Annotated in this window: 17 protein-coding genes; 7 read left to right on the forward strand and 10 right to left on the reverse strand. The window is 71.5% G+C overall.

Annotated elements, in window-relative coordinates; translation table 11 throughout:
• The first annotated feature begins 4 nt into the window (after positions 1 to 4).
• The 3 genes from ACFV9W_RS00950 to ACFV9W_RS00960 all read left to right on the forward strand — a co-directional run bounded on the left by ACFV9W_RS00950 (position 5) and on the right by ACFV9W_RS00960 (position 3,286).
• Positions 5 to 1,021, forward strand: coding sequence for a Gfo/Idh/MocA family protein (locus ACFV9W_RS00950; protein ID WP_385753981.1), 1,017 nt, complete (start codon positions 5 to 7; stop codon positions 1,019 to 1,021).
• Positions 1,018 to 2,043 (forward strand): Gfo/Idh/MocA family protein, encoded by a 1,026-nt coding sequence (locus tag ACFV9W_RS00955; protein WP_385753983.1) that lies wholly within the window; start codon positions 1,018 to 1,020, stop codon positions 2,041 to 2,043. The genes ACFV9W_RS00950 and ACFV9W_RS00955 overlap by 4 nt, the downstream gene beginning before the upstream one ends.
• A gap of 160 nt (positions 2,044 to 2,203) precedes the next feature.
• A complete protein-coding gene (locus ACFV9W_RS00960) occupies positions 2,204 to 3,286 on the forward strand; it encodes a mechanosensitive ion channel family protein (protein ID WP_385753986.1) in 1,083 nt (360 codons plus the stop codon).
• Between the two features lie 20 nt (positions 3,287 to 3,306).
• On the opposite strand, the gene ACFV9W_RS00965 is transcribed toward ACFV9W_RS00960, so the two are convergent.
• Both ACFV9W_RS00965 and ACFV9W_RS00970 read right to left on the reverse strand, forming a co-directional pair.
• Positions 3,307 to 4,203, reverse strand: a complete 897-nt coding sequence (locus ACFV9W_RS00965) for an aminoglycoside phosphotransferase family protein (RefSeq protein ID WP_385753987.1) — start codon at positions 4,201 to 4,203, stop codon at positions 3,307 to 3,309.
• A 104-nt stretch (positions 4,204 to 4,307) separates the two neighbouring features.
• Positions 4,308 to 6,410: a phosphocholine-specific phospholipase C gene (locus tag ACFV9W_RS00970; RefSeq protein WP_385753990.1), complete on the reverse strand. Its 2,103-nt coding sequence runs from the start codon at positions 6,408 to 6,410 to the stop codon at positions 4,308 to 4,310.
• Positions 6,411 to 6,576: 166 nt separating this feature from the next.
• On the opposite strand from ACFV9W_RS00970, the gene ACFV9W_RS00975 reads away from it, so the two are divergent.
• Both ACFV9W_RS00975 and ACFV9W_RS00980 read left to right on the forward strand, forming a co-directional pair.
• A complete protein-coding gene (locus tag ACFV9W_RS00975) occupies positions 6,577 to 7,326 on the forward strand; it encodes a DeoR/GlpR family DNA-binding transcription regulator (protein WP_385753993.1) in 750 nt (249 codons plus the stop codon).
• A complete protein-coding gene (locus tag ACFV9W_RS00980; protein ID WP_385753996.1) occupies positions 7,323 to 8,666 on the forward strand; it encodes a 6-phospho-beta-glucosidase in 1,344 nt (447 codons plus the stop codon). The genes ACFV9W_RS00975 and ACFV9W_RS00980 overlap by 4 nt, the downstream gene beginning before the upstream one ends.
• Here ACFV9W_RS00980 and ACFV9W_RS00985 read toward each other — a convergent pair.
• From ACFV9W_RS00985 to ACFV9W_RS01015, 7 genes are all read right to left on the reverse strand, one after another.
• A complete protein-coding gene (locus tag ACFV9W_RS00985) occupies positions 8,654 to 10,042 on the reverse strand; it encodes an amino acid permease (protein WP_385754882.1) in 1,389 nt (462 codons plus the stop codon). The two genes, ACFV9W_RS00980 and ACFV9W_RS00985, sit on opposite strands and share 13 nt — an antisense overlap.
• Positions 10,043 to 10,152: 110 nt before the next feature.
• Positions 10,153 to 11,154 (reverse strand): proline racemase family protein, encoded by a 1,002-nt coding sequence (locus ACFV9W_RS00990; RefSeq protein WP_385753999.1) that lies wholly within the window; start codon positions 11,152 to 11,154, stop codon positions 10,153 to 10,155.
• Complete coding sequence (locus tag ACFV9W_RS00995) at positions 11,154 to 12,119, reverse strand: dihydrodipicolinate synthase family protein (RefSeq protein ID WP_385754002.1); 966 nt, start codon at positions 12,117 to 12,119, stop codon at positions 11,154 to 11,156. Before ACFV9W_RS00995 ends, ACFV9W_RS00990 begins: the two co-directional genes overlap by 1 nt.
• Positions 12,116 to 13,612: an FAD-dependent oxidoreductase gene (locus ACFV9W_RS01000; RefSeq protein WP_385754005.1), complete on the reverse strand. Its 1,497-nt coding sequence runs from the start codon at positions 13,610 to 13,612 to the stop codon at positions 12,116 to 12,118. Before ACFV9W_RS01000 ends, ACFV9W_RS00995 begins: the two co-directional genes overlap by 4 nt.
• Positions 13,609 to 13,932: a (2Fe-2S)-binding protein gene (locus ACFV9W_RS01005; RefSeq protein ID WP_385754008.1), complete on the reverse strand. Its 324-nt coding sequence runs from the start codon at positions 13,930 to 13,932 to the stop codon at positions 13,609 to 13,611. The genes ACFV9W_RS01000 and ACFV9W_RS01005 overlap by 4 nt, the downstream gene beginning before the upstream one ends.
• Entirely contained in the window at positions 13,929 to 15,122 is a 1,194-nt protein-coding gene (locus tag ACFV9W_RS01010) for an NAD(P)/FAD-dependent oxidoreductase (RefSeq protein WP_385754011.1), read from the reverse strand. Before ACFV9W_RS01010 ends, ACFV9W_RS01005 begins: the two co-directional genes overlap by 4 nt.
• 103 nt (positions 15,123 to 15,225) lie before the next feature.
• Positions 15,226 to 15,870, reverse strand: coding sequence for a helix-turn-helix domain-containing protein (locus ACFV9W_RS01015; protein WP_385754014.1), 645 nt, complete (start codon positions 15,868 to 15,870; stop codon positions 15,226 to 15,228).
• A 132-nt stretch (positions 15,871 to 16,002) separates the two neighbouring features.
• Here ACFV9W_RS01015 and ACFV9W_RS01020 point away from each other — a divergent pair, with 132 nt between their 5' ends.
• Complete coding sequence (locus tag ACFV9W_RS01020) at positions 16,003 to 17,445, forward strand: aminopeptidase P family protein (RefSeq protein WP_385754017.1); 1,443 nt, start codon at positions 16,003 to 16,005, stop codon at positions 17,443 to 17,445.
• 164 nt (positions 17,446 to 17,609) lie between these two features.
• A complete protein-coding gene (locus tag ACFV9W_RS01025; RefSeq protein ID WP_385754020.1) occupies positions 17,610 to 19,034 on the forward strand; it encodes an MFS transporter in 1,425 nt (474 codons plus the stop codon).
• A gap of 6 nt (positions 19,035 to 19,040) precedes the next feature.
• Here ACFV9W_RS01025 and ACFV9W_RS01030 read toward each other — a convergent pair whose 3' ends face one another.
• Positions 19,041 to 19,931, reverse strand: a complete 891-nt coding sequence (locus ACFV9W_RS01030) for a carbohydrate ABC transporter permease (RefSeq protein WP_385754023.1) — start codon at positions 19,929 to 19,931, stop codon at positions 19,041 to 19,043.
• Position 19,932: the final 1 nt, after the last annotated feature.

A 19,932-nucleotide genomic window follows, 5' to 3' on the forward strand; every position in this document is an offset into this window, starting at 1 on the left:
CTTCATGCCACCCCTCGACGTGGGCCTGATCGGCGCCGGCGGTATCGCCCGCGCCCATCTGCCCGCCTGGACCGCCCTGGGCGCGCGCGTCACGATCCTGTCCACCGACGGACACGCGGAACAACTGGCCGCCAAGTACGCCGAGTTCGGCGTGACGGCGGTGCACAGTCTGTCCGAGCTGCTCGACCGGTGTGCCGTCGTCGACGTGTGCACCCCCACGTACACGCACCGGCCGCTCGTCCTGGAGGCCGTCGCAGCGGGCAAGCACGTGGTGAGCGAGAAGCCGCTCTCGCTCGATGTCGGCGAGGCCCAGGAGATGGCGGACGCGGCGCGGGCGGCCGGTGTGCTGCTGTTTCCCGCCCACGTGGTGCGCTACTTCCCCGCGTACGCGGCGCTCGCCGGCGCGGTGGCCGCCGGGGAGATCGGGGAGCCGGCGGTGCTGCGGTTCACGCGCTCCGGGTGCTATCCGGTGTGGGCGCCGTGGTTCTCCGATCCCGCTCTGTCGGGCGGGATCCTCGTCGACCAGATGATCCACGACCTGGACTTCGCGCGGCTGCTCGCCGGTGACGTCGTGCGGGTGCACGCGCAGGTGCGCGGCAAGCAGGAGGCGGGCGCGGTCGCGGGGGACGTCGCGACCGGCACCGCCGTCCTCACGCACGCCTCCGGCGCGGTCAGTCATGTGCTCGGTGTGTGGGGGCTGCCGGACCTGCCGTTCCGGACGACGTTCCGGATCGCGGGGCCCGGCGGCATCCTGGAGCACGACTCGACCGCCCACACCGGATTCCGGGTGCTGGCGCAGGGGGTGCGCCCGCTCGGCGAGGGCATTCCCGGCAGTCCGTTGACCGAGAGCCCGTATCTGACCGAGCTGCGGGAGTTCGCCGAGGCCGTCCAGGGCGGCCCGCCGCCCCGCGTGACGGCGCGCGACGGCGTCGAGGCGGTGCGGATCGCGTGCGCCGCCGCCGAGTCCGCGCGCACGGGCGCACCCGTCGAACTGAAGGTGACCGAGGAGGCCGGGCTGTGAAGGGCGGGCGGGACATGAAGGTGGGTGTGCTGTCGTTCGCGCACGTGCACGCGGGCGGGTTCGCGCGGCAGCTCGCCGCCATGGACGGGGTGGAGGTGCTGGCGGCCGACCCGGACACGGATCTCGCGGCGCCCGGCGAGGTGCGGGGCAAGGACTTCGCCTCGCGGATCGGCGTCAACTACGTCGATACGTACGAGGAGTTGTTCGCGTGGGGGCCCGACAAGGTCGTGGTCTGCTCGGAGAACGTGCGCCATCGGGGGCTGGTGGAACGCGCTGCCGCGCACGGCGTCGACGTGCTCTGCGAGAAGCCGCTCGCCACGACGCCCGAGGACGGCGCGGCGATGGTCGAGGCGTGCCGGGCCGCCGGGGTGCGGCTCGCGGTGGCGCATCCGGTGCGGTTCAGCCCGGCCTATCTCGCGGTCCGCGAGGCGGTGCGGGCGGGCACCACGGGTGAGGTGCTGACGGTCGCGGGCGCCAACAACGGCTACATGCCGGGAGACCGGAGCCGCTGGTTCACCGATCCCGAACTCTCCGGCGGCGGCGCCGTGATGGACCACACCGTGCACGTCGCGGACCTCCTGGATGACCTCTTCGAGGGCTCCCCCGCCCGCTCCGTTTACGCGCAGACGAACAACCTGCTGTACGAGGGGCGGGCCGCCGTCGAGACGGCCGGCCTGCTCACCGTGACGTACGCCAACGGGGCCGTCCTCACGCTCGACTGCAGCTGGAGCCAGCCGCAGCACCATCCGGCGTGGGGCGGGCTCTCCATGCAGGTCGTCGGGGAGCGGGCGGCGTTGGAGATGGACGCCTTCGACCAGAAGGTGCACGGCTTCAGCGAGAGCGCACGGGCCGCCGTGGAACTCCCGTACGGCGTCGACCTGGACGCGCTGATGTTGCGGTCGTTCCTGTTCGGCGAGGGCCCGGTGGACGTGACCGACGGCGCGGCAGGGCTGCGCGCGGTGCACATCGTGGCGGCGGCGTACGAGTCGGCGCGCACCGGGCGGGTCGTCGACATCACGTAAGGGGGCGGCAACGGACTTGGGGACCGGGTGCGAGAGAGTTGTGCAGAATAGGTGAGGCTCCGGCCCTCCGCCCCTGTCCCCGACCGAGCAGGTACCACGTGACCACACATCACATATCCGTCCCGACCACGGCGTTCGGCCCTCGTGCGGGAGGTGCCCGATGAATCGCGGCATCGAGCTCCACGACCTGATCTTCGCCGGTGTCGCCCTCGTCGGCGGCCTGCTGGCGGGGCTGCTGCTGCGCACTCTGCTGCGCTGGCTCGGCGTGCGCGCCGGGCAGACGCGGTGGGCCGGTGACGATGTGATCGTCGACGCGCTGCGCACGCTGGTGCCGTGGGCGGCGGTCGCGGCGGGTGCCGCCGTGGCCGCCGAGGTGCTGCCGCTCACCCCGCGTACGGGGCGGAATGTGAACATGGCGCTCACGGCGCTGCTCATCGTCGTGGCGACGCTGACGGCGGCGCGGGTGATCACGGGTCTGGTGCGGGCGGTCGCGCAGTCCCGTGCGGCGGTGGCCGGCTCGGCGACCATCTTCGTGAACATCACGCGGGTCGTGGTGCTCGCGATGGGGTTCCTGGTCGTGCTCCAGACCTTGGGCATTTCCATCGCGCCGCTGCTCACCGCGCTGGGCGTGGGCGGTCTCGCCGTGGCACTGGCGCTTCAGGACACCCTGGCCAATCTGTTCGCCGGCGTGCACATCCTGGCCTCCAAGACCGTGCAGCCCGGTGACTACATCCGGCTGAGCAGCGGCGAGGAGGGCTATGTCGTCGACATCAACTGGCGCAACACGGTGGTGCGGCAGCTCTCCAACAACCTCGTGATCATCCCGAACACGCAGCTGTCGGGCACGAACATGACCAACTTCAGCCGCCCCGAGCAGGAGATGACCCTCACCGTGCTCGCGGGGGTCGGCTACGACGTCGACCTGGAGGAAGTGGAGCGGGTGACGGTCGAGGTCGTCACCGAGGTGATGAAGGAGGTCGAGGGCGCCGTGCCCGAGCACGAGCCGCTCGTGCGCTTCCACACCTTCGGCGACTCCCGGATCAGCTTCAACGTGATCCTGGGTGTAGGCGAGTTCAGCGACCAGTACCGGATCAAGCACGAGTTCATCAAACGGCTGCACGCGCGTTTCCGCGACGAGGGCATCCGCATCCCGTCGCCCGCGCGGACGGTGGCGCTGACGCAGGGCAGCCCGGCGGTCGTCATCCCGCAGCAACGGGACGCCCCGGTCGCGCCCTCCCTGTAGGGCCTGTCTTCAAACTCCCGTCAGGTGCGGGCCGCGTCCGCGAGGATCTCACCGACCACGCGCGACGCCGTCCGCACCATGAACGGGTTCAGGTCCCGGTAGTACGCCAGCTCGTGCACCGCGATGGTGAGCGCCCAGCCGCGGCCGCGCACCCACGCGTCGTCGTCGACCGCCGCGGCCTGCCGGAAGACGCGCCGCTCCGGCCCGCCGAGGACGTACCAGGCAGTGATCAGGTCGACGGCCGGGTCCCCCGTGCCCATGCACCCGAAGTCGATGACCGAGGCGAGCCGGCCGTCGTCCGACACCAGGAGGTTGCCGGGCTGCAGGTCCCCGTGCAGCCATACGTCGCGGGTAGCGCCCGGCGTGCGTACGGCCTCGTCCCAGACCGCGAGGGCCGCCGCGGAGTCGATCGTCCCGTCCAGACCGCGGATCACTTCGCGGGTTCCGTCGGCGCGTTCGGCGAGGGGCCGGCCGCGGAAGGACTCCGGCGCGCCGGTGGTGTCGATGGCGCGCATCGCCGTGACGAAGGCCGCCAGGTCCTCGGCCAGCGCCTCGGGCCGGGCCAGCCGGCCCGCGGTCGGGTTCTCGCCGGGGAGCCAGCGGTGCACCGCCCACGGCCACGGGAAGCCGTGCCCGGCCTCGCCCTCGGCCACCTGCTCGGGCACGGGCACCGGGAGCCGGGCCGCGAGGTAGGGCATCCACTGCCGGGCGCCCGCCAGTTCGGGCACGACGCCGGACATGCGCGGCAGCCGGACCACCCACTCCTCGCCGAGCCGGTACAGGACGTTCTGCGTGCCGTGCGAGTCGACGTACTTCAGGGGCAGCTCCGCCCACCGCGGGAACTGCTCGTCGACCAGGGCGCGCACGAGGCCCTCGTCGATGTCCGGCTCGTCCTGGTGCAGCTTGCGTACGCCCATGGTCACCTTTCGCGGGAGCGGCCTGCCTGGCCGGGCCGAGCGTAGCCACGCACGCCCGGCCCGGCGATCGGTTTTCCCGCACGCCCCTCGGGTCGGCCCTCGGGTCAGCCGGAGACCGAGGGCCGCCCGTTCTCGATGTGGCCCATCAGGCGCCGCGCGAAGTCGGGCTCGTCCTCGCAGCGCACGATCAGGTCGTACCAGCCGTGGGACTTCGCGGCCGGGTGCGTCACGGTGGTGCTGTCGCCGGGCGCGACGCGGACCTGGCGGGTGAGCGGTGCGGCGTCGGCCGCGCGGACGTAGGCCTGCGGGCGGACGGTGAACACCTTGGGCTCGGTGCCGTGGTTGGCCAGGGTGATGCGCAGCTCGCGGGTCTTGGCGCGGACGGACGAGGTGACCTCGGCGGTGGACGCGGCGAGGCCCGCGAACTCGCGGCGGAAGCCGCCGGGCCCGGTGACGGTGAACCGGTAGTGGTCCTTGGCCGGTGTCACGCTCAGGGCGCGGGTGCCGGAGACGTCCCGGTGCTGCGGCACGTCGAACTCGCCCTCGTACGGGTAGAGCGCGAAGTGGGCGCTGGAAGCTCCGGTGTTGGAGAGGGTGACCTCGACCCGGCCGTCGTTCAGGCGGGCATACGCGTCAGGCTGGTACGGCAGCGGGCGCGCGGGCCGGGTACCGGGCTCCTGCACGGGCATCTTCTGCTCGGCAGGCGGCACCGGCTTCCAGCGGGCGGACGCGGGCGGCACCGGGCCCGGGTACTCCACAGCGGGCTGCTTCTCGGCCGTGTCGAAGTCGAACGCGGAGGTCAGGTCGCCGCATATCTTGCGACGCCACGGCGTGATGTTCGGGTCCTCGATGCCGGTCCACTTCTCCAGGAAACGGTTGACGGAGGTGTGGTCGAACAGCTCGGAGCACACATAGCCGCCCACCGACCAGGGCGAGATCACGAGCATCGGCACACGGATGCCGAGCCCGGTGGGCCGGCCCTGCCACCACTCGTCGGGGTCGCCCGGCTCGGGCGCGGGCGGCGGGACGTGGTCGAAGAAGCCGTCGTTCTCGTCGTAGTTGATGAGCACAACGGTCTTGCGCCATACGTCGGGGTGCGAGGCCAGCGCGTCGAGCACCTTGTACGGGACGCTGGCGCTCGCGGCGGGCACGGAGACGCTGGGGTGCTCGGAGTCGACCGCGGACGGCACCAGGTAGGAGACGGCGGGCAGCTTCCCTGCCGCGACGTCCTCGGCGAAGCGTTCGGCGAGGGTGCCGGTGGGCACGCGGCGCAGGGCGCGCTCGAACAGGCTGCGCTCGGCCGCCGTGAGGACGTCGACCCCCTCCTCCAGGAGCCCGAGCAGCCGCTCCCGCTCGGCCGTGTCACCGGCGTCGTCCGCCTTGCGGACCAGGGCGTAGAACGACTCCATGTACGTGTGCCCGCCGGTCTTGGCCAGCGCCTTGCGGGCGACCGCCTTGAAGGAGGCGAAGAACTCGATCTGGTTGTCGGTGAAGTTCTCCCACTCGGTGTACGTCTGCCAGCTGCGGCCGTCCTTCTCCAGGAGTTCCGCGTAGGTGGGCCAGGCGTAGCCCTTGTGGGTGCCCTCGTCGTAGGCGCCGTTGCCGATGGCGCGCCCGCCGCCCGGCTCGTCGCCGGAGTTGCCGCTCCACAGGTAGTTGCGGTTGGGGCTGGTGGAGCTGTGCATGGAGGAGTGGTAGGCGTCGCAGATGGTGAAGGTGTCGGCGAGCTCGTACTGCAGCGGGATGTCGGAGCGGTCGTAATACGCCATGGTCGCCGCGGTCTTGGCGGAGACCCACTGGTTCATCCAGCCGTTGTTCCAGGCCTTGTGGCCGCCGTTCCAGTCGTGGTTGAGGGCGTCGATGTACTGCAGGTCGTGCTGCTGTGCCTTGGCGGCCGCGCGCACGGAGAACGGCAGGACTCTCTTCAGGCCGTCCGGCTGCTCGTACACCGGTTTGCCGTCGGGCAGGTGGACGGCGTTGCGGTCCCCGAAGCCGCGGACGCCGCGCAGCATGCCGAAGTAGTGGTCGAAGGACCGGTTCTCCTGCATGAGGATCACCACGTGCTCGATGGCGTCGAGCCCGCCGGCCGGCGGCTCGGCGGCCAGGGCCTGCTGCAGCGAGGGCGGCAGCAGGGAGCCCGCCGCGACGGCTCCGCCGAGGGCGAGGGCGCGGCGCCGGGACACGGGGTGCGTGAGCGGATTGGTCATGTCGTCGGCTCCTGGAAAAGAGTGGGGAGGACGGTACGCCGGGACGCTACGAGCACGGTCGGTACGGATGGTGAGCACTGGATGAACTCATGCCACCGCCGCACAATCAAGCTCTGAACAAAAATGAGCATGGAATCGATCGAAATTGACGAGTAGTGTGCGCCGCATGCTGGCTGAGCGACGACACCACCTGATCCTGCGTGCGCTGCGCTCCGGTGGGACCGCGTCCGTCGCCGAGCTCGCCGAGCAGCTCACCGCGAGCCCGGCGACCATCCGCCGCGACCTGGTGAAACTGGAGGAGGACGGCCTCCTCACCCGGGTGCACGGCGGCGCCGTCATGGAGGAGGGCGACCAGCCCTTCTCCGAGGTCGCGCAGGTGCGGGTCCCCGAGAAGGACACCATCGCCGAGCACGCGGCATCCCTCATAACGGACGGCCAGTCGGTCCTCCTCGACATCGGCACGACCGCGTACCGCCTGGCCCGACAGCTCCACGGCCGCCGCCTCACCGTCATCACCAGCAACCTCGTGGTGTACGAGGAGCTGGCCGACGACACCGGCATCGGCCTGGTGCTGCTCGGCGGAATGGTGCGCCGCGAGTACCGCTCCCTGGTCGGCTTCCTCACCGAGGACAACCTGCGCCAGCTGCACGCCGACTGGCTGTTCCTCGGCACCAGCGGCGTCCGCCCCGACGGGCAGGTGATGGACACCACCGTGGTGGAGGTCCCGGTCAAGCGGGCCATGATCGCGGCGAGCGACCGCACGGTGCTCCTCGCGGACTCCTCCAAGTTCCCCGGCACCGGCATGGCCAAGGTGTGCGGCCCCGACTCCCTCGACGTCCTCGTGACCAACTCCTCCGCGCCCGCGCCCACTTGTGCGGCGCTCACGGAGGCCGGCGTGAAAGTAGTGCAGGTATGAAACTGACGATTCTCGGCGGCGGCGGATTCCGGGTGCCGCTCGTGTACGGGGCCCTGCTCACCGACCACGCGGAGGGCCGCGTCACCGAGGTCGCGCTGTACGACCTCGACGGGCAGCGCCTCGACGCGATCTCCCGGGTCCTTGCCGAGCAGGCCGAGGGGGTGCCGGACGCGCCGAAGGTCACCGTCACCACCGACCTCGACGAGGCGGTGCGCGGCACGGACTTCGTGTTCTCGGCGATCCGGGTGGGCGGCCTGGAGGGGCGCGCGGCGGACGAGCGGATCGCCCTCGCGGAGGACGTCCTCGGTCAGGAGACGGTCGGCGCGGGTGGGCTCGCGTACGGGCTGCGCACGCTGCCGGTCGTCGAGGAGATCGCGCGGCGGGTCGCCGAACTCGCCCCGGACGCCTGGTTCATCAACTTCACCAACCCGGCGGGCCTGGTCACGGAAGCCCTCTCGACGCACCTCGGCGACCGCGTGATCGGCATCTGCGACTCCCCCGTCGGCCTCGGCAAGCGCGTGGCGCGGGCGCTCGGCGCCGACCCCCAGAACGCCTGGGTCGACTACGTGGGTCTCAACCACCTTGGCTGGCTGCGCGGGTTGAAGGTGAACGGCCGCGACGAACTCCCCCGCCTCCTCGCCGACGACACCCTCCTCGGCTCGTTCGAGGAGGGCAAGCTGTTCGGCGCGGAGTGGCTGCGCGAGCTGGGCTCGATTCCCAACGAGTATCTGCACTACTACTACTTCAACCGCGAGGCGGTGCACGCCTACCAGGAGGCGGAGGCGACCCGCGGCGCGTTCCTGCACGTCCAGCAGTCCCGGTTCTACGACCGGATGCGCGACCCGGCGGCCCCGCCGCTCAAGACGTGGGACGCCACGCGGGCCGAGCGCGAGGCCACGTACATGGCGGAGAACCGGGAGGCGGCCGGCGCGGGCGAACGCGATGAGGCCTCCCTCACCGAGTCCGGTGGCTACGAGAAGGTGGCCCTCGACCTGATGCGGGCCATCGCCCGTGACGAGCGCACCACGCTGATCCTCAACGTCCGCAACCGCACGGCCCTTTCGGCCCTCGACGCGGACGCCGTGATCGAGGTGCCGTGCCTGGTCGACGCCAACGGGGCGCACCCCGTCGCCGTCGACCCGCTGCCGGGGCATGCCACGGGCCTCGTAACCTCCGTCAAGGCGGTCGAGCGCGAGATCCTCGCCGCCGCCCGCTCGGGATCGCGGGCGACGGCGGTGAAGGCGTTCGCGCTGCATCCGCTGGTGGACTCGGCGAACGTGGCACGCCGCCTGGTCGACGCGTACCGGGAGGCGCACCCGGGCCTGGCCTACCTGCGCTGACCGTCGCGGCGCTCGACCGAGTTCCGGTAGCCGTACGCCGCGTAGACACCGACCCCGAGGAGCATCCACGCCGCGAACCGGGCCCAGGTCACCCGGTCCAGGTGGCTGATCAGCCACACGGAGAACGCGACACCGATCGCGGGCACCCACGGCACCAGCGGCGTACGGAAGGATCGCGGCAGCTCGGGCCGCGTCTTCCGCAGCACGACAACAGCGATGGCCACCACGATGAACGCCATCAGGATGCCGATATTGGTGAGGTCGGCGGCCTCCCGGATGGGCAGGAACCCGGCGATCAGCGCGGAGCCGATGCCGACCGGCCAGATCACCCGCGTGGGCACGTGCCTGCGCGGGTGGTTGCGGGCGAAGTACTTCGGCAGCAGCCCGTCGCGGCTCATCGAGTACCAGACCCGGGACACTGCCAGCATGTTGGCAAAAGCAGAGGTGGTGATGCCGATGACGGCACCGACGGCCACGACGAGCCCGAGTCCGCCGAGCCCGACCGCCCCCAGGGCACTGGAGAACGGACTGGCCACATCAATGTCCCGATAGTTCTGCATCCCGAGCAGCACGACACACACCGCGAGATAGACGAACGCGGCGATGCCGAGCGAGACGATGATGGCCTTCGGCAGCACCTTCTTCGCCTCGGCGCTCTCCTCCGCGGCGGCGCTCATGGCGTCGTACCCGTAGACGGCGAAGAACGCGGTGGCCGCTCCGGTGAACGCGCCGCCGACCCCGTAGGGCAGAAACGGCGTGTAGTTCCCGGACTTGATGTGAAAGGCCCCGGCGACGACGACGAGCGCGACGATGCCGAGCTTCACAACAACAAGGATCGTCTCGAACCGCGCCGACTCCTTCGTCCCACGGGACAGCACGAAGGCAAGCAGCAGACACAGCAGCAGCGCGAACAGGTCGACGCGATGCCCGGCCCCGGTGCCAGGGGCGCCGAGCATCCACGTCGGCACATCAATGCCCACATGCTCCAGGATGTACGAGAAGTATCCGGACACCGCGATGGCGACCACGGCCACGATCGCCGTGTACTCGAGCAGCAGGTCCCAGCCGATGGCCCAGCCGACGAACTCGCCGAGCGCGGCATAGGAGTAGGTGTAGGCCGAGCCCGCCTTCGGTATGGTGCCGGCGAACTCGGCGTAGCAGAGGGCGGCCGCGCCGCTGGCCACGATGGCGATGAGGAACGAGAGCATCACGCCGGGCCCGGCGTCCTCGTTGGCGACGACGCCGGCGAGCGAGAAGACACCCGCGCCGACCAGGCCGCCGAGGCTCAGCGCGACGAGCTGCCACAGTCCCATCGTGCGCTTGAGCCCGCCGCTGGTCTCCTCCTCCGAGTCGTCGACGGGTTTGAGGCGGAAGATCCCGGCGCGCGAGAGGAGTCCCCCGCCTGGCCCGGCCGGGTCGCGGGGTGGGTTGGTGGTTGTCGTACGGGACACGGTGACTCCTGGGAGGTGTGCGCGGCCCTGGTGTGTCAGAGCACGAAGCCGTGCGGGAACGGGTCGCTCGGGTCGAGGAGGTAGTTGGCCGTGGCGGTGATCCAGGCCCGGCCGGAGAACTCCGGTACGACGGCGTCGAGTTCACCGGCCTTCGCGTCACCGACGAGCCGCCCGGTGAACCGCGTGCCGATGAACGACTCGTTCACGAACTCGGTGTGCAGCGGGAGTTCGCCGCGCGCGTGCAGCTGCGCCATCCGGGCCGAGGTGCCGGTGCCGCACGGCGAGCGGTCGAACCAGCCGGGCTGGATCGCCATGGCGTTGCGGGAGTGCCGGGCGGTGGAGTCGGGGGCGAGGAACTGCACGTGCTTGCAGCCGCCGATGACCGGGTCGAGCGGGTGCCGGGGCCGGTTGTGCTCGTTGATGGCATCCGAGATGGCGAGCCCGGCCTTGAGGATGTCGTCCTTGCGGGCCCGGTCGAAGGGCAGGCCGAGCTGGTCGAGTTCGGTGATGGCGTAGAAGTTCCCGCCGTACGCCATGTCGTAGCGGACCTCGCCGTAGCCGGGCACCTTCACGGTGGCATCGAGCTCAAGCGCGAAGGAGTCCACATTGCGCAGGGTGACCTGCTCGGCGACACCGTCCCGCACGCCGACCCGCGCCTCGACGAGCCCGGCGGGTGTGTCGAGCCTGACGACGGTCTCCGGCTCGCTCACCTCCACCATCCCGGTCTCCACAAGCACGGTGGCGACGCCGATGGTGCCGTGCCCGCACATCGGCAGGAAGCCGCTGACCTCGATGTACAGGACACCCCAGTCCGCGTCGGGACGGGTCGGCGGCTGGAGGACGGCGCCGCTCATCGCGGAGTGGCCGCGCGGCTCGTCGACGAGGAACCGGCGCAGCTCGTCGAGGTGTTCCATGGCGTACGTGCGCCGCTCGGCCATGGTGTCGCCGGGGATGGGGCCCACGCCGCCGGTGACGACGCGGGTGGGCATGCCCTCGGTGTGCGAGTCGACGGCACTCAGGGTGCGCACGGACCGCATCAGAGCGCCCCCTGCTGCTGCGAGGAGTTCTCCAGCGAGGCGATGGCGCGGGCCATGTCCGCCTCGACCTGCTCCCGCATCTGGGGCAGCAGCGCCCCGCGCGGCGGACGGCAGGGCCCGCCGAACCGGCCGACCTGCTCCATCCCCAACTTGATGGCCTGCACGAACTCGGTGCGCGAGTCCCAGCGGAAGGCGGCGACCAGCGGCTCGTACAGGGCCCGCGCCTCCTCCAGCTTGCCCGCGAGCGCCAGGTCGTAGAGCCGGGCGGACTCGGCGGGGAACACGTTCGGGAACCCGGCGAACCACCCGGTGGCCCCCATCAACAGGCTCTCGAGCACCACATCGTCAGCCCCGCTGATGATCTCCAACGACGGCGCCTTCTCCTTGATCTCAAGGACCCGCCGCACATCACCGGAGAACTCCTTCACGGCGACGATGTTGTCGATCCGCGCGATCTCCGCGAGCAGATCCGGCGTGAGATCGACCTTCGTGTCGAAGGGGTTGTTGTAGACCATGACCGGCAGCCCGACGGACGCGACGGCCTCGAAGTGGTCGATGACATCACGGGAGTTGGCCCGGTACAGGGTGGGCGGCAGGCACAGCACACCGTCGGCGCCGTCCTCGGCCGCGACCTCGGCCCAGTGCTTCGCCTGGTGGGACCCGACCCCGTGCACACCGACCACGACGACACCGTCGTCGCCGACGGCGTCGATCGCCGTACGGGCGACCTTCCGGCGCTCCTCGTCCGTGAGGGAGGAGTACTCGCCGAGCGAGCCGTTCGGGCCGACGCCGCGGCAGCCGTTGTCGACGAGCCAACGGCAGTGCTCGGCGTACCGGTCGTAGTCGACGGCGAGCCCGGCGGGCGCGGAGGCGTCCCCGGAGTAGGGCAGGGCGGTGGCGACGACGACACCACCGAGACCGAGACCTTCGGTGGAACCCTTCTTCTGCTGCTTCTTTCCGCTCATGAACTGCTCTCCTCTGTACGGGAGTTACTAGGGAACGTGGAAGTGGTTTCGGGGGTGGCGGCCAGATCGCCGAGGCGGATCGGCCGGGCGACGGGCCGCCGGTGCTCACTGGCCGGAGGCAGACCCGCGATGTCACGGTCCTCGCCTCCGGGCCCCCGCAGCCGTGCCCCGATCTCGGCGACGGTGGGTCCGCACATCCGGGCCTGGCAGGGGCCGAGTCCGGCGCGGGTGGCGAGCTTGGCGGCGCGCGGGGCGGCGGTCGACTCGTCGGTGGCGGCGCGGCACACGGTGGCGTAGTCCGTCTCCTCGCACCGGCACACCACGGTCTCGGGCCGCATCCATCCGGTCCAGCCCGCCCCGATGGGATGCGCCCGGGCCAGGCGGGCGGCGAAGACACGCCCCTGGTCACGGCTGGTCCGCAGCCGCCGCACCTTGGCGATGTTCCGGTTTCCGCCTCCGGCCAGCCACCCGGCGAGCGCACCCTCCACGCGAGCGGCGGGCGCACCCTCGATCCCGGTGATCTCCCCGGCCGCGTACACATTGGGGCAGGTGGTGCGCTGGTCGCCGTCCACCTCGACGAACTCCCCGGCCGGGGCGGCACGCAGCGCACACCCGGCGGCAACCGGCAGCTCCAGTTGCGGGCTGAACCCGTGCGACACGCACACGGCATCGACGGCCACGGTGCGCTCACTGCCCGGCACGACCGACCAGTCGGCGCGCAGCCGAGCGGTGACGACCTCCTCAACGCACCCGTCCCCGCGCGCCTCGACGACAGCACGTCCGGTGCGGTACGGAACCCGGTTCCGGGTCAACAGTCCACCGTACTCAGCGAGTTCGGCCGCCTTTCCGGCCTGCGCCGCCAGCTCCCAGGGCCGCCGCCCCCAGCCACGCGCGAGGGTCCCCGAGGTACTGGCCTCCAGCACCTCACGCACCCGCGCCCCCGCCTCGATCAGCGACGCGGCCACCGGCAGCAGGAACGGCCCGCTCCCGGCCACGACCACCTGGTCGCCGACCACGACGCGCTCCCCCTTGGCCAGCGCCTGCGCCGCGCCCGCGGTGAACACGCCGGGCAACTCCCAGCCGGGGAACGGCAGTACGCGGTCGTGGGCGCCGACCGCGAGCACCAGCGCGTCGGGGTCGAGCGCCTGCCGCTGCCGACCGCCCCCGTCGACCGGACCGCGCAGCACGTGCACGCGCGGCGGTCCCGGCTCCGCCGGGTCGGGCCGTTCCAGGGCCCACACGGCGGTCTCGGACCACCAGGTGCAGCGCGGGTGGGCGAGGACGCGGCGGCGGCGCTCGTCGAAGGCGCGCCAACCGTGGTGGAGGCGCTCGGGGTGTTCGGCGGCGTAGGCCTCGGGGAGCATCCGGTGGTACTGGCCGCCGGGCTGCTCGGCCTCGTCGATCAGGGTGACGCGGGCGCCCGCACCGAGCGCGGCGTCGGCGGCGGCGAGCCCTGCGGGTCCAGCGCCCACGACCACTACGTGGCGTGTCATGTGGCCTCCGTCGGGGTGGGGTTGTTACGTGTCTGCGTCCGCACCTCGTCCCCGTCCCGCGCCCGCCTGCGGCAGGCCCGTACGTCGCGTTCGGGGCCGACCGTGACCAGGCAGTCGAAGCAGGCGCCGATGCCGCAGAACACGCCGCGGGGCGCGCCGGATCGGCCGGCGCGCCAGGCGCGGCGGCCGGATGCGAGCAGGATGCCCGCGATGGACTGGCCCACGATCCCGGCGACGGGCTCGCCGTCGACGGTGATCGTGAGCGGTGTCTCGCGCCGCCCGACGGCGTCCGTGGCCGCCGGTACGCGTCGTGGGCTCATGCCGCCCTCCCCTTCTCCGTGGTTCCCAGGACGGCCGGCCGGTCGACCCGGAACGGCGTCGCGTCGATCTCGGTGGGCCGGTCCAGGAGCAGGTCCCGCACGAGGCGTGCGGTGCCGACGGACAGGCCGATGCCCGCGCCTTCGTGGCCGCCCGCGTGCCACAGTCCGGCGAGGCGCGGGTCGGGCCCGATGACGGGCAGGTGGTCGGGTACGTAGGGGCGGAAGCCGCCGTAGGCGCGCATGATCGGTACGTCCGCGAGGGCCGGGAAGAGGCGCAGCGCCTTGGCGGCGATCGGGGAGAGGGCGTCGGGGCGGAGCCGGTCGTCGAAGCCGACTCGGCGGCGCGACGAACCGATGAGGACGCTGCCCCCGCGGGTGGCCTCGACGACGGCGGAGGTCTGGAGGTCCTCGGCGCTGCTGCCGACGGCGCCCACGTAGTCGGCGTCGTAGACCTTGTGGAAGACGGTGGGCGGGAGGGGTGTGGTGACGAGGACGTCGCCGCGGCGGGGGCGTACGTCGACGGGGGCGCCGAGGCGGGTGGACAGTTCGCCCGCCCAGGGGCCCGCGGCGTTGATGAAGAGGTCCGCCTCGATGAGGTCGCCGTCGGTCGTGCGGACGGCGGTGAGGCGGCCGGAGCGGGTGACCGCGTCCTGTATCTCGCAGTGACTGCGCAGGGTGGCGCCTGCGCGGAGCGCGTCGGCGAGGAGTGCGGCGGCCGCGCCGGAGGGCTGGACCTGGGCGTCGTCCGGGTAGTGGATCGCGGCTGTGTGGTCGCGGGTGACGTACGGTTCGGCGGCGGCGAGGGAGGCGGCGTCCAGGGTCTCCGCCCGTACTCCTGCCGCGCGTTGGGACTCGGCGAACTTGGTGAGTTCGCGGGCGCCGCCGTCGGTGGTGGCGACGACGATTCCACCCTTGGGGTCCCATTCGGTCAAGTCGCGTACGTCCGCGTCCCGTTCGGCGATCTCGTCGATGATTCGCGGCCACAGGCGTCCGGACAGTTGCGCCAACTCGAGTTCGGGGCCCGGGCCTTTGTCGGACACGAGGATGTTGCCCTCGCCGTGCGCGGTGGTCGCGGCGGCGGGGCGGCCCCGGTCGACGACCGTGACGGCGCAGCCCTCGCGGGCCAACTCCCGCGCACAGGCGGCTCCGACGATTCCGGCTCCGAGAATGACCGCCCGTGTTCCGTGCATCGAACCGCCTCCGTTCGTTTCATCGAACAGCGAGGAGGCTAGGACGGCCCTTCAGGGAGTGTCAACGGATGTGCTGAGGGTGATCGAAAAATACTTGCGGGGGTCATTCACCTTCGGGCCCGGCGGTCCCGGCAGTGACCCCTGTCCCGGCCCCTGTCCCGGGGTGCGGGATTCCCAAGTGGGCGTGCTCGTGCGGGCGGTACTGGAGCAGCAGCACCGAGTGCACGTCGCCGTCGAGCGCCGTGTAGGAGTGCGGGAGCGTGGCGTCGAAGCCGACGTAGTCGCCGGGGCCGAGCTCCACCTCGTCGCCGTCGACGCGGACCTGGAGCCGGCCGGTCTGCACGATGGTGTGCTCGGTGCCGACGTGGCCGAGCGAGTCCTGCCTGCTGTCGGCCCGTACGACCTGGTCGTACACCTCGAAGACCAGGTCGCCGAAGGTCATCCGGCGCAGCGGCCGCAGGTCGACACCCTCGCCCCTGAGCACCTCGACCTCCTTGGCGCGCACGACGGTCAGGCCGCCGGGCGCCCGCGTTTCCAGGAGGTCGGAGACGGGCATCTCCAGGGCGCGCGAGAGGCTGAACACCGTCTCGATGGTGGGGTTTCCGGTGCCGGACTCGAGCTGGGAGAGCGTCGCCTTGCCAATTTTGGAGCGGCGCGAGAGCTCCGAGATCGACAGGCCGCGCCGCGTCCGCGCGCGGCGGAGATTGGCCGCCACCATGTCACGGACCGACTCCTGAGGAACGTCCATAGCCTCTCCCTGACTCCCTTGACAGCGTTCGCTTTGCCGAACACTATGCCGCACGAAGCGTTTGGTGTTCCGAACAGTTTCCCGTTCATGCCCGACGCCGACGCAACAGCACTGACTAGAAGTGGAATCGGCATGACCGACACGACCCTCGGCAGCTCCGTCCCCCGCCCCAGCACCCCGGACCCGCGCATGCCACGGCTGGCCGAACTGCCGGATTTCACCGCGTACATGGGGCAGGGCTGGGACGAGGCCGACCGTACGCCGCCGACCGTGCCGGGCGCCGCCGAGGCCGCCGCCGCGCACCGGGTGCGGCTCGGTGCGGAGTTCGCCGGTCGGCCGCTCGTCATCGCCGCGGGGCGGGCGCCGGTGCGCAGCAACGACACCGCGTACGACTTCCGGCCGGACAGCGACTTCTACTGGCTGACCGGGTGTGCGATCGAGGGCGCCGTCCTGGTGCTGCGGCCGGCGCCCGGCGGTCATGACGCGGTGCTGTATCTGCCGCCGCCTGCCCGCCCCGGCGAGCCCGGCTTCTTCGCGGACGCTGCGCACGGCGAGCTGTGGGTGGGCCCCGCGCCAGGCCTGGACGACTGGCGCGCGGCGCTGGGCCTTGAGACGGCACCGCTGGGTTCGCTGGATGAGGCGCTGGCCGCGTGCGCCGCGCAGGGGCCGCTGCTCACCGGGCCGCTCGACGCCGGGACGGCCCGTCGGCACGGAATGGCCGCCTCCGCCGACCTCGGCCGGGCGCTCTCCGAACTGCGCATGGTCAAGGACGCGTGGGAGATCGGGCAGCTGCGCGAGGCCGTGGACCGTACGGTCGAGGGATTCCGGGCCGTGGTGCGCGAGTTCCCGGCCGCCGTGCGCGGTGGCGGCGAACGCTGGCTGCAGGGCACCTTCGACCGCTACGCCCGCACGTACGGCAACGGCCCCGGCTACGCCACCATCGTGGGCAGCGGCCGCAACGCCGCGACCCTGCACTGGGTGCGCTGCGACGGGCCGGTGGCGGAGGACGCGGCGGTGCTGTTGGACATGGGTGTCGAGACGCGCAGCTACTACACGGCCGACGTCACCCGCACCTTCCCGGCCTCCGGCCGCTTCACCGACGCCCAGCGTTCCGTGCACGACCTGGTGGAGCGGGCACACCGGGCCGGGCTCGACGCCGTGGGGCCGGGGCGGGAGTGGATCGACTTCCACACAGCGGCGATGGAGGTCGTGGCGCGCGGCCTGGACGACTGGGGGCTGCTGCCGGTCTCCGTGGACGAGGCCCTCTCCCCCAAGGGGCAGCACCACCGCCGCTATCTGGTGTGCGGCATCGGCCACCACCTCGGCCTCGACGTGCACGACTGCGCCCGCGCCGACTACGCGGCGTACCAGGGTGCCCGGATGGCGCCGGGCATGGTGCTCACGGTCGAGCCGGGCCTGTACTTCCACGCCCATGACACGACGGTGCCGCCGGAGCTGCGCGGCATCGGGGCGCGCATCGAGGACGACATCCTGGTGACCGAGGCCGGCTCGGAGGCGCTGTCCGGCGAACTGCCGCTGGACGCGGCGGGGTTGGAACGCTGGATGGCGGAGTAGGCCAACCGCCCGTTCCTTATGTGTCTCATATACCGAACACCGATTACCGGTGAGTGAGACACATGGCAGGGTTGTGATCCTCGTACCGTCCGACCGGTACGAGGGTCGCCGGCGTTCGTGCGCCGGTGGACGCACACCGCAACACGCCCTGGGACTGACCGAAGATGTCCGCTTCTGCCACCGGCCCGGCACCTGCCAACTCCGCCGCGCCGTCACCCGCCTCCGGCCCGAATCCGGCCGCGCCGGTCAACCCGCGCTCGCGGGTCCTGATCGCCAGCCTCATCGGGACGACGATCGAGTTCTACGACTTCTACGTCTACGCGACCGCGGCCGTACTCGTCTTCCCCGCGCTCTTCTTCCCGAGCAGCGACCCCACGACCGCGCTCCTGTCGTCGTTCGCCGTGTTCGGCGCGGCGATGGTGGCCCGCCCCATCGGCGCGGCCTTCTTCGGGCACCTCGGTGACCGGCTCGGCCGCAAGAAGACGCTGGTCGTCTCGCTGCTCACGATGGGCATCGCCACGTTCCTGATCGGCGTGCTGCCCACGTACGGGTCGATCGGCTGGGTCGCCACCGCGTTCCTCGTGCTGATGCGGATCGCGCAGGGCTTCGCGCTCGGCGGCGAGTGGAGCGGCGCGGCGCTGGTCGCCACGGAGAACGCGCCGCCGGGCAAGCGGGCGCTGTGGGGCACGTTCCCGCAGCTGGGCGCGCCGCTCGGGTTCATCATCGGCAACGGTCTCTTCCTGGTCATCGCCGCTCTGCTGCCGTCCGCCGCGGGCGCCGACCCCTCGCAGCCCTCCGAGGCGTTCCTGTCGTGGGGCTGGCGGATCCCGTTCCTGTTCTCGGCCGTCATGGTCGCGGTCGGCCTGTGGGTGCGGACGCGCCTCGTCGAGGCGGAGGTCTTCACCAAGACGCAGGAGACCAAGAAGGTCCGCAAGCTGCCGCTGGCGACCGTGTTCCGTCACCACTGGAAGCAGCTGACCCTCGGCACCTTCGCGATGCTGGCGACGTACGTGCTCTTCTACCTGATGACGACGTTCTCGCTGAGCTACGGCCGCACCGCGACGGACGCCACCGTGCCCGGCCTCGGCTACAGCTACACCACGTTCGTACTGATGCTGATCTTCGGCGTGGTCTTCTTCGCCGTGTTCACGCTCGTCTCCGGTCCGCTGGCCGACAAGTTCGGCCGCCGCAAGACGCTCTCGTGGATCACCGCGGGCATCTTCGTCTTCGGCCTGGTGTGGGTGCCGCTGATCGGTCTCGGCACGCTCGGTGTCGTCCTGTGGCTGGTCCTCGGCTTCACGCTGATGGGCCTCACCTTCGGCCCGATGGGCGCGCTGCTCCCGGAGATGTTCCCGACGTCCGTGCGCTACACCGGCTCCGGCATCTCGTACAACGTCAGCTCGGTGCTCGGCGCGGCCGTCGCCCCGTTCATCGCGGTGGCGCTGTGGGAGGCGGGCGACGGCTCTCCGTGGCTGGTCGGCGTCTACCTTTCGGCGATGGCGCTCCTCACTCTCGTCGCGCTGCTGTGCAGCAAGGAGACGAAGAACGTGGACCTGGGGGCGCTGGAGGCGGGCGAGGGCCCGGCGTAACCGCCGTCACTTGCCGAACCCGGCCGTCAGGCCGCTGAGCAGTTGCCTGCGGCCGATCGCGTAGAGGATCAGGATCGGCAGCGTGGTGAGGACGACGGCGGCCAGGATGGCCGGGACGTTGACCTGGTACTGGCCCTGCAGGGACCACACGGCGAGCGGCAGGGTCCGCTTGTCCGGGCTCTGGGTCAGGATCAGCGGCAGTAGGAATCCGTTCCAGATGGTCAGCCCGTTGTAGATGGACACGGTGACGATGGCGGGCCGCGTGAGCGGCGCCGCCAGCCGCCACAGCGTCGTCCACTCGGTGGCCCCGTCGACCCGCATCGAGTCGAACAGCTCCTTGGGCACGTCCCGGATGAAGTTGGACAGCACCAGCACGGACAGCGGGATGGCGAAGGCGATCGACGGGAGGACGAGCGCCAGCAGGCTGTCGTACAGATGCAGCCTGATGATGATCAGGTAGATCGGGATGACCGTCGCCTGCAGCGGGATGGCGAGGCCCATGAGGAACAGGCCGTTGGCCGCGCGCAGGAACCGCAGGCGCCAGCCGCGCACGATCGCGTACGCGGCCATGAAGGAGAACGTGACCGCGGGCACCACCGCTCCGACGGCGACCACGACGCTGTTCAGGAAGTACTGGCCGAAGTCGGACTCGATGACCAGCCGGTAGTTGGCCAGCGTGGAGTCGCCCGACGGCAGCAGCGCGTTGCCCGCGTAGTAGTTGCTCTGGTCCTTGAGGCTGGTGATCAGCGTCCAGTACAGGGGGACGGCGACGACGGCGAGCCAGAGCCAGCCGGCCAGGCCCCCGGCCCAGTTGCGCCGCCCGGTGGCCGAGCGGGTGCGGCGCCGCTCGCGGTGGTCGGTCTTCTGCGGTTGCGGCTTGGTCAGCATGGTGGTCATG

This window comes from Streptomyces sp. NPDC059897, from assembly GCF_042730865.1.
Classification (GTDB): domain Bacteria; phylum Actinomycetota; class Actinomycetes; order Streptomycetales; family Streptomycetaceae; genus Streptomyces.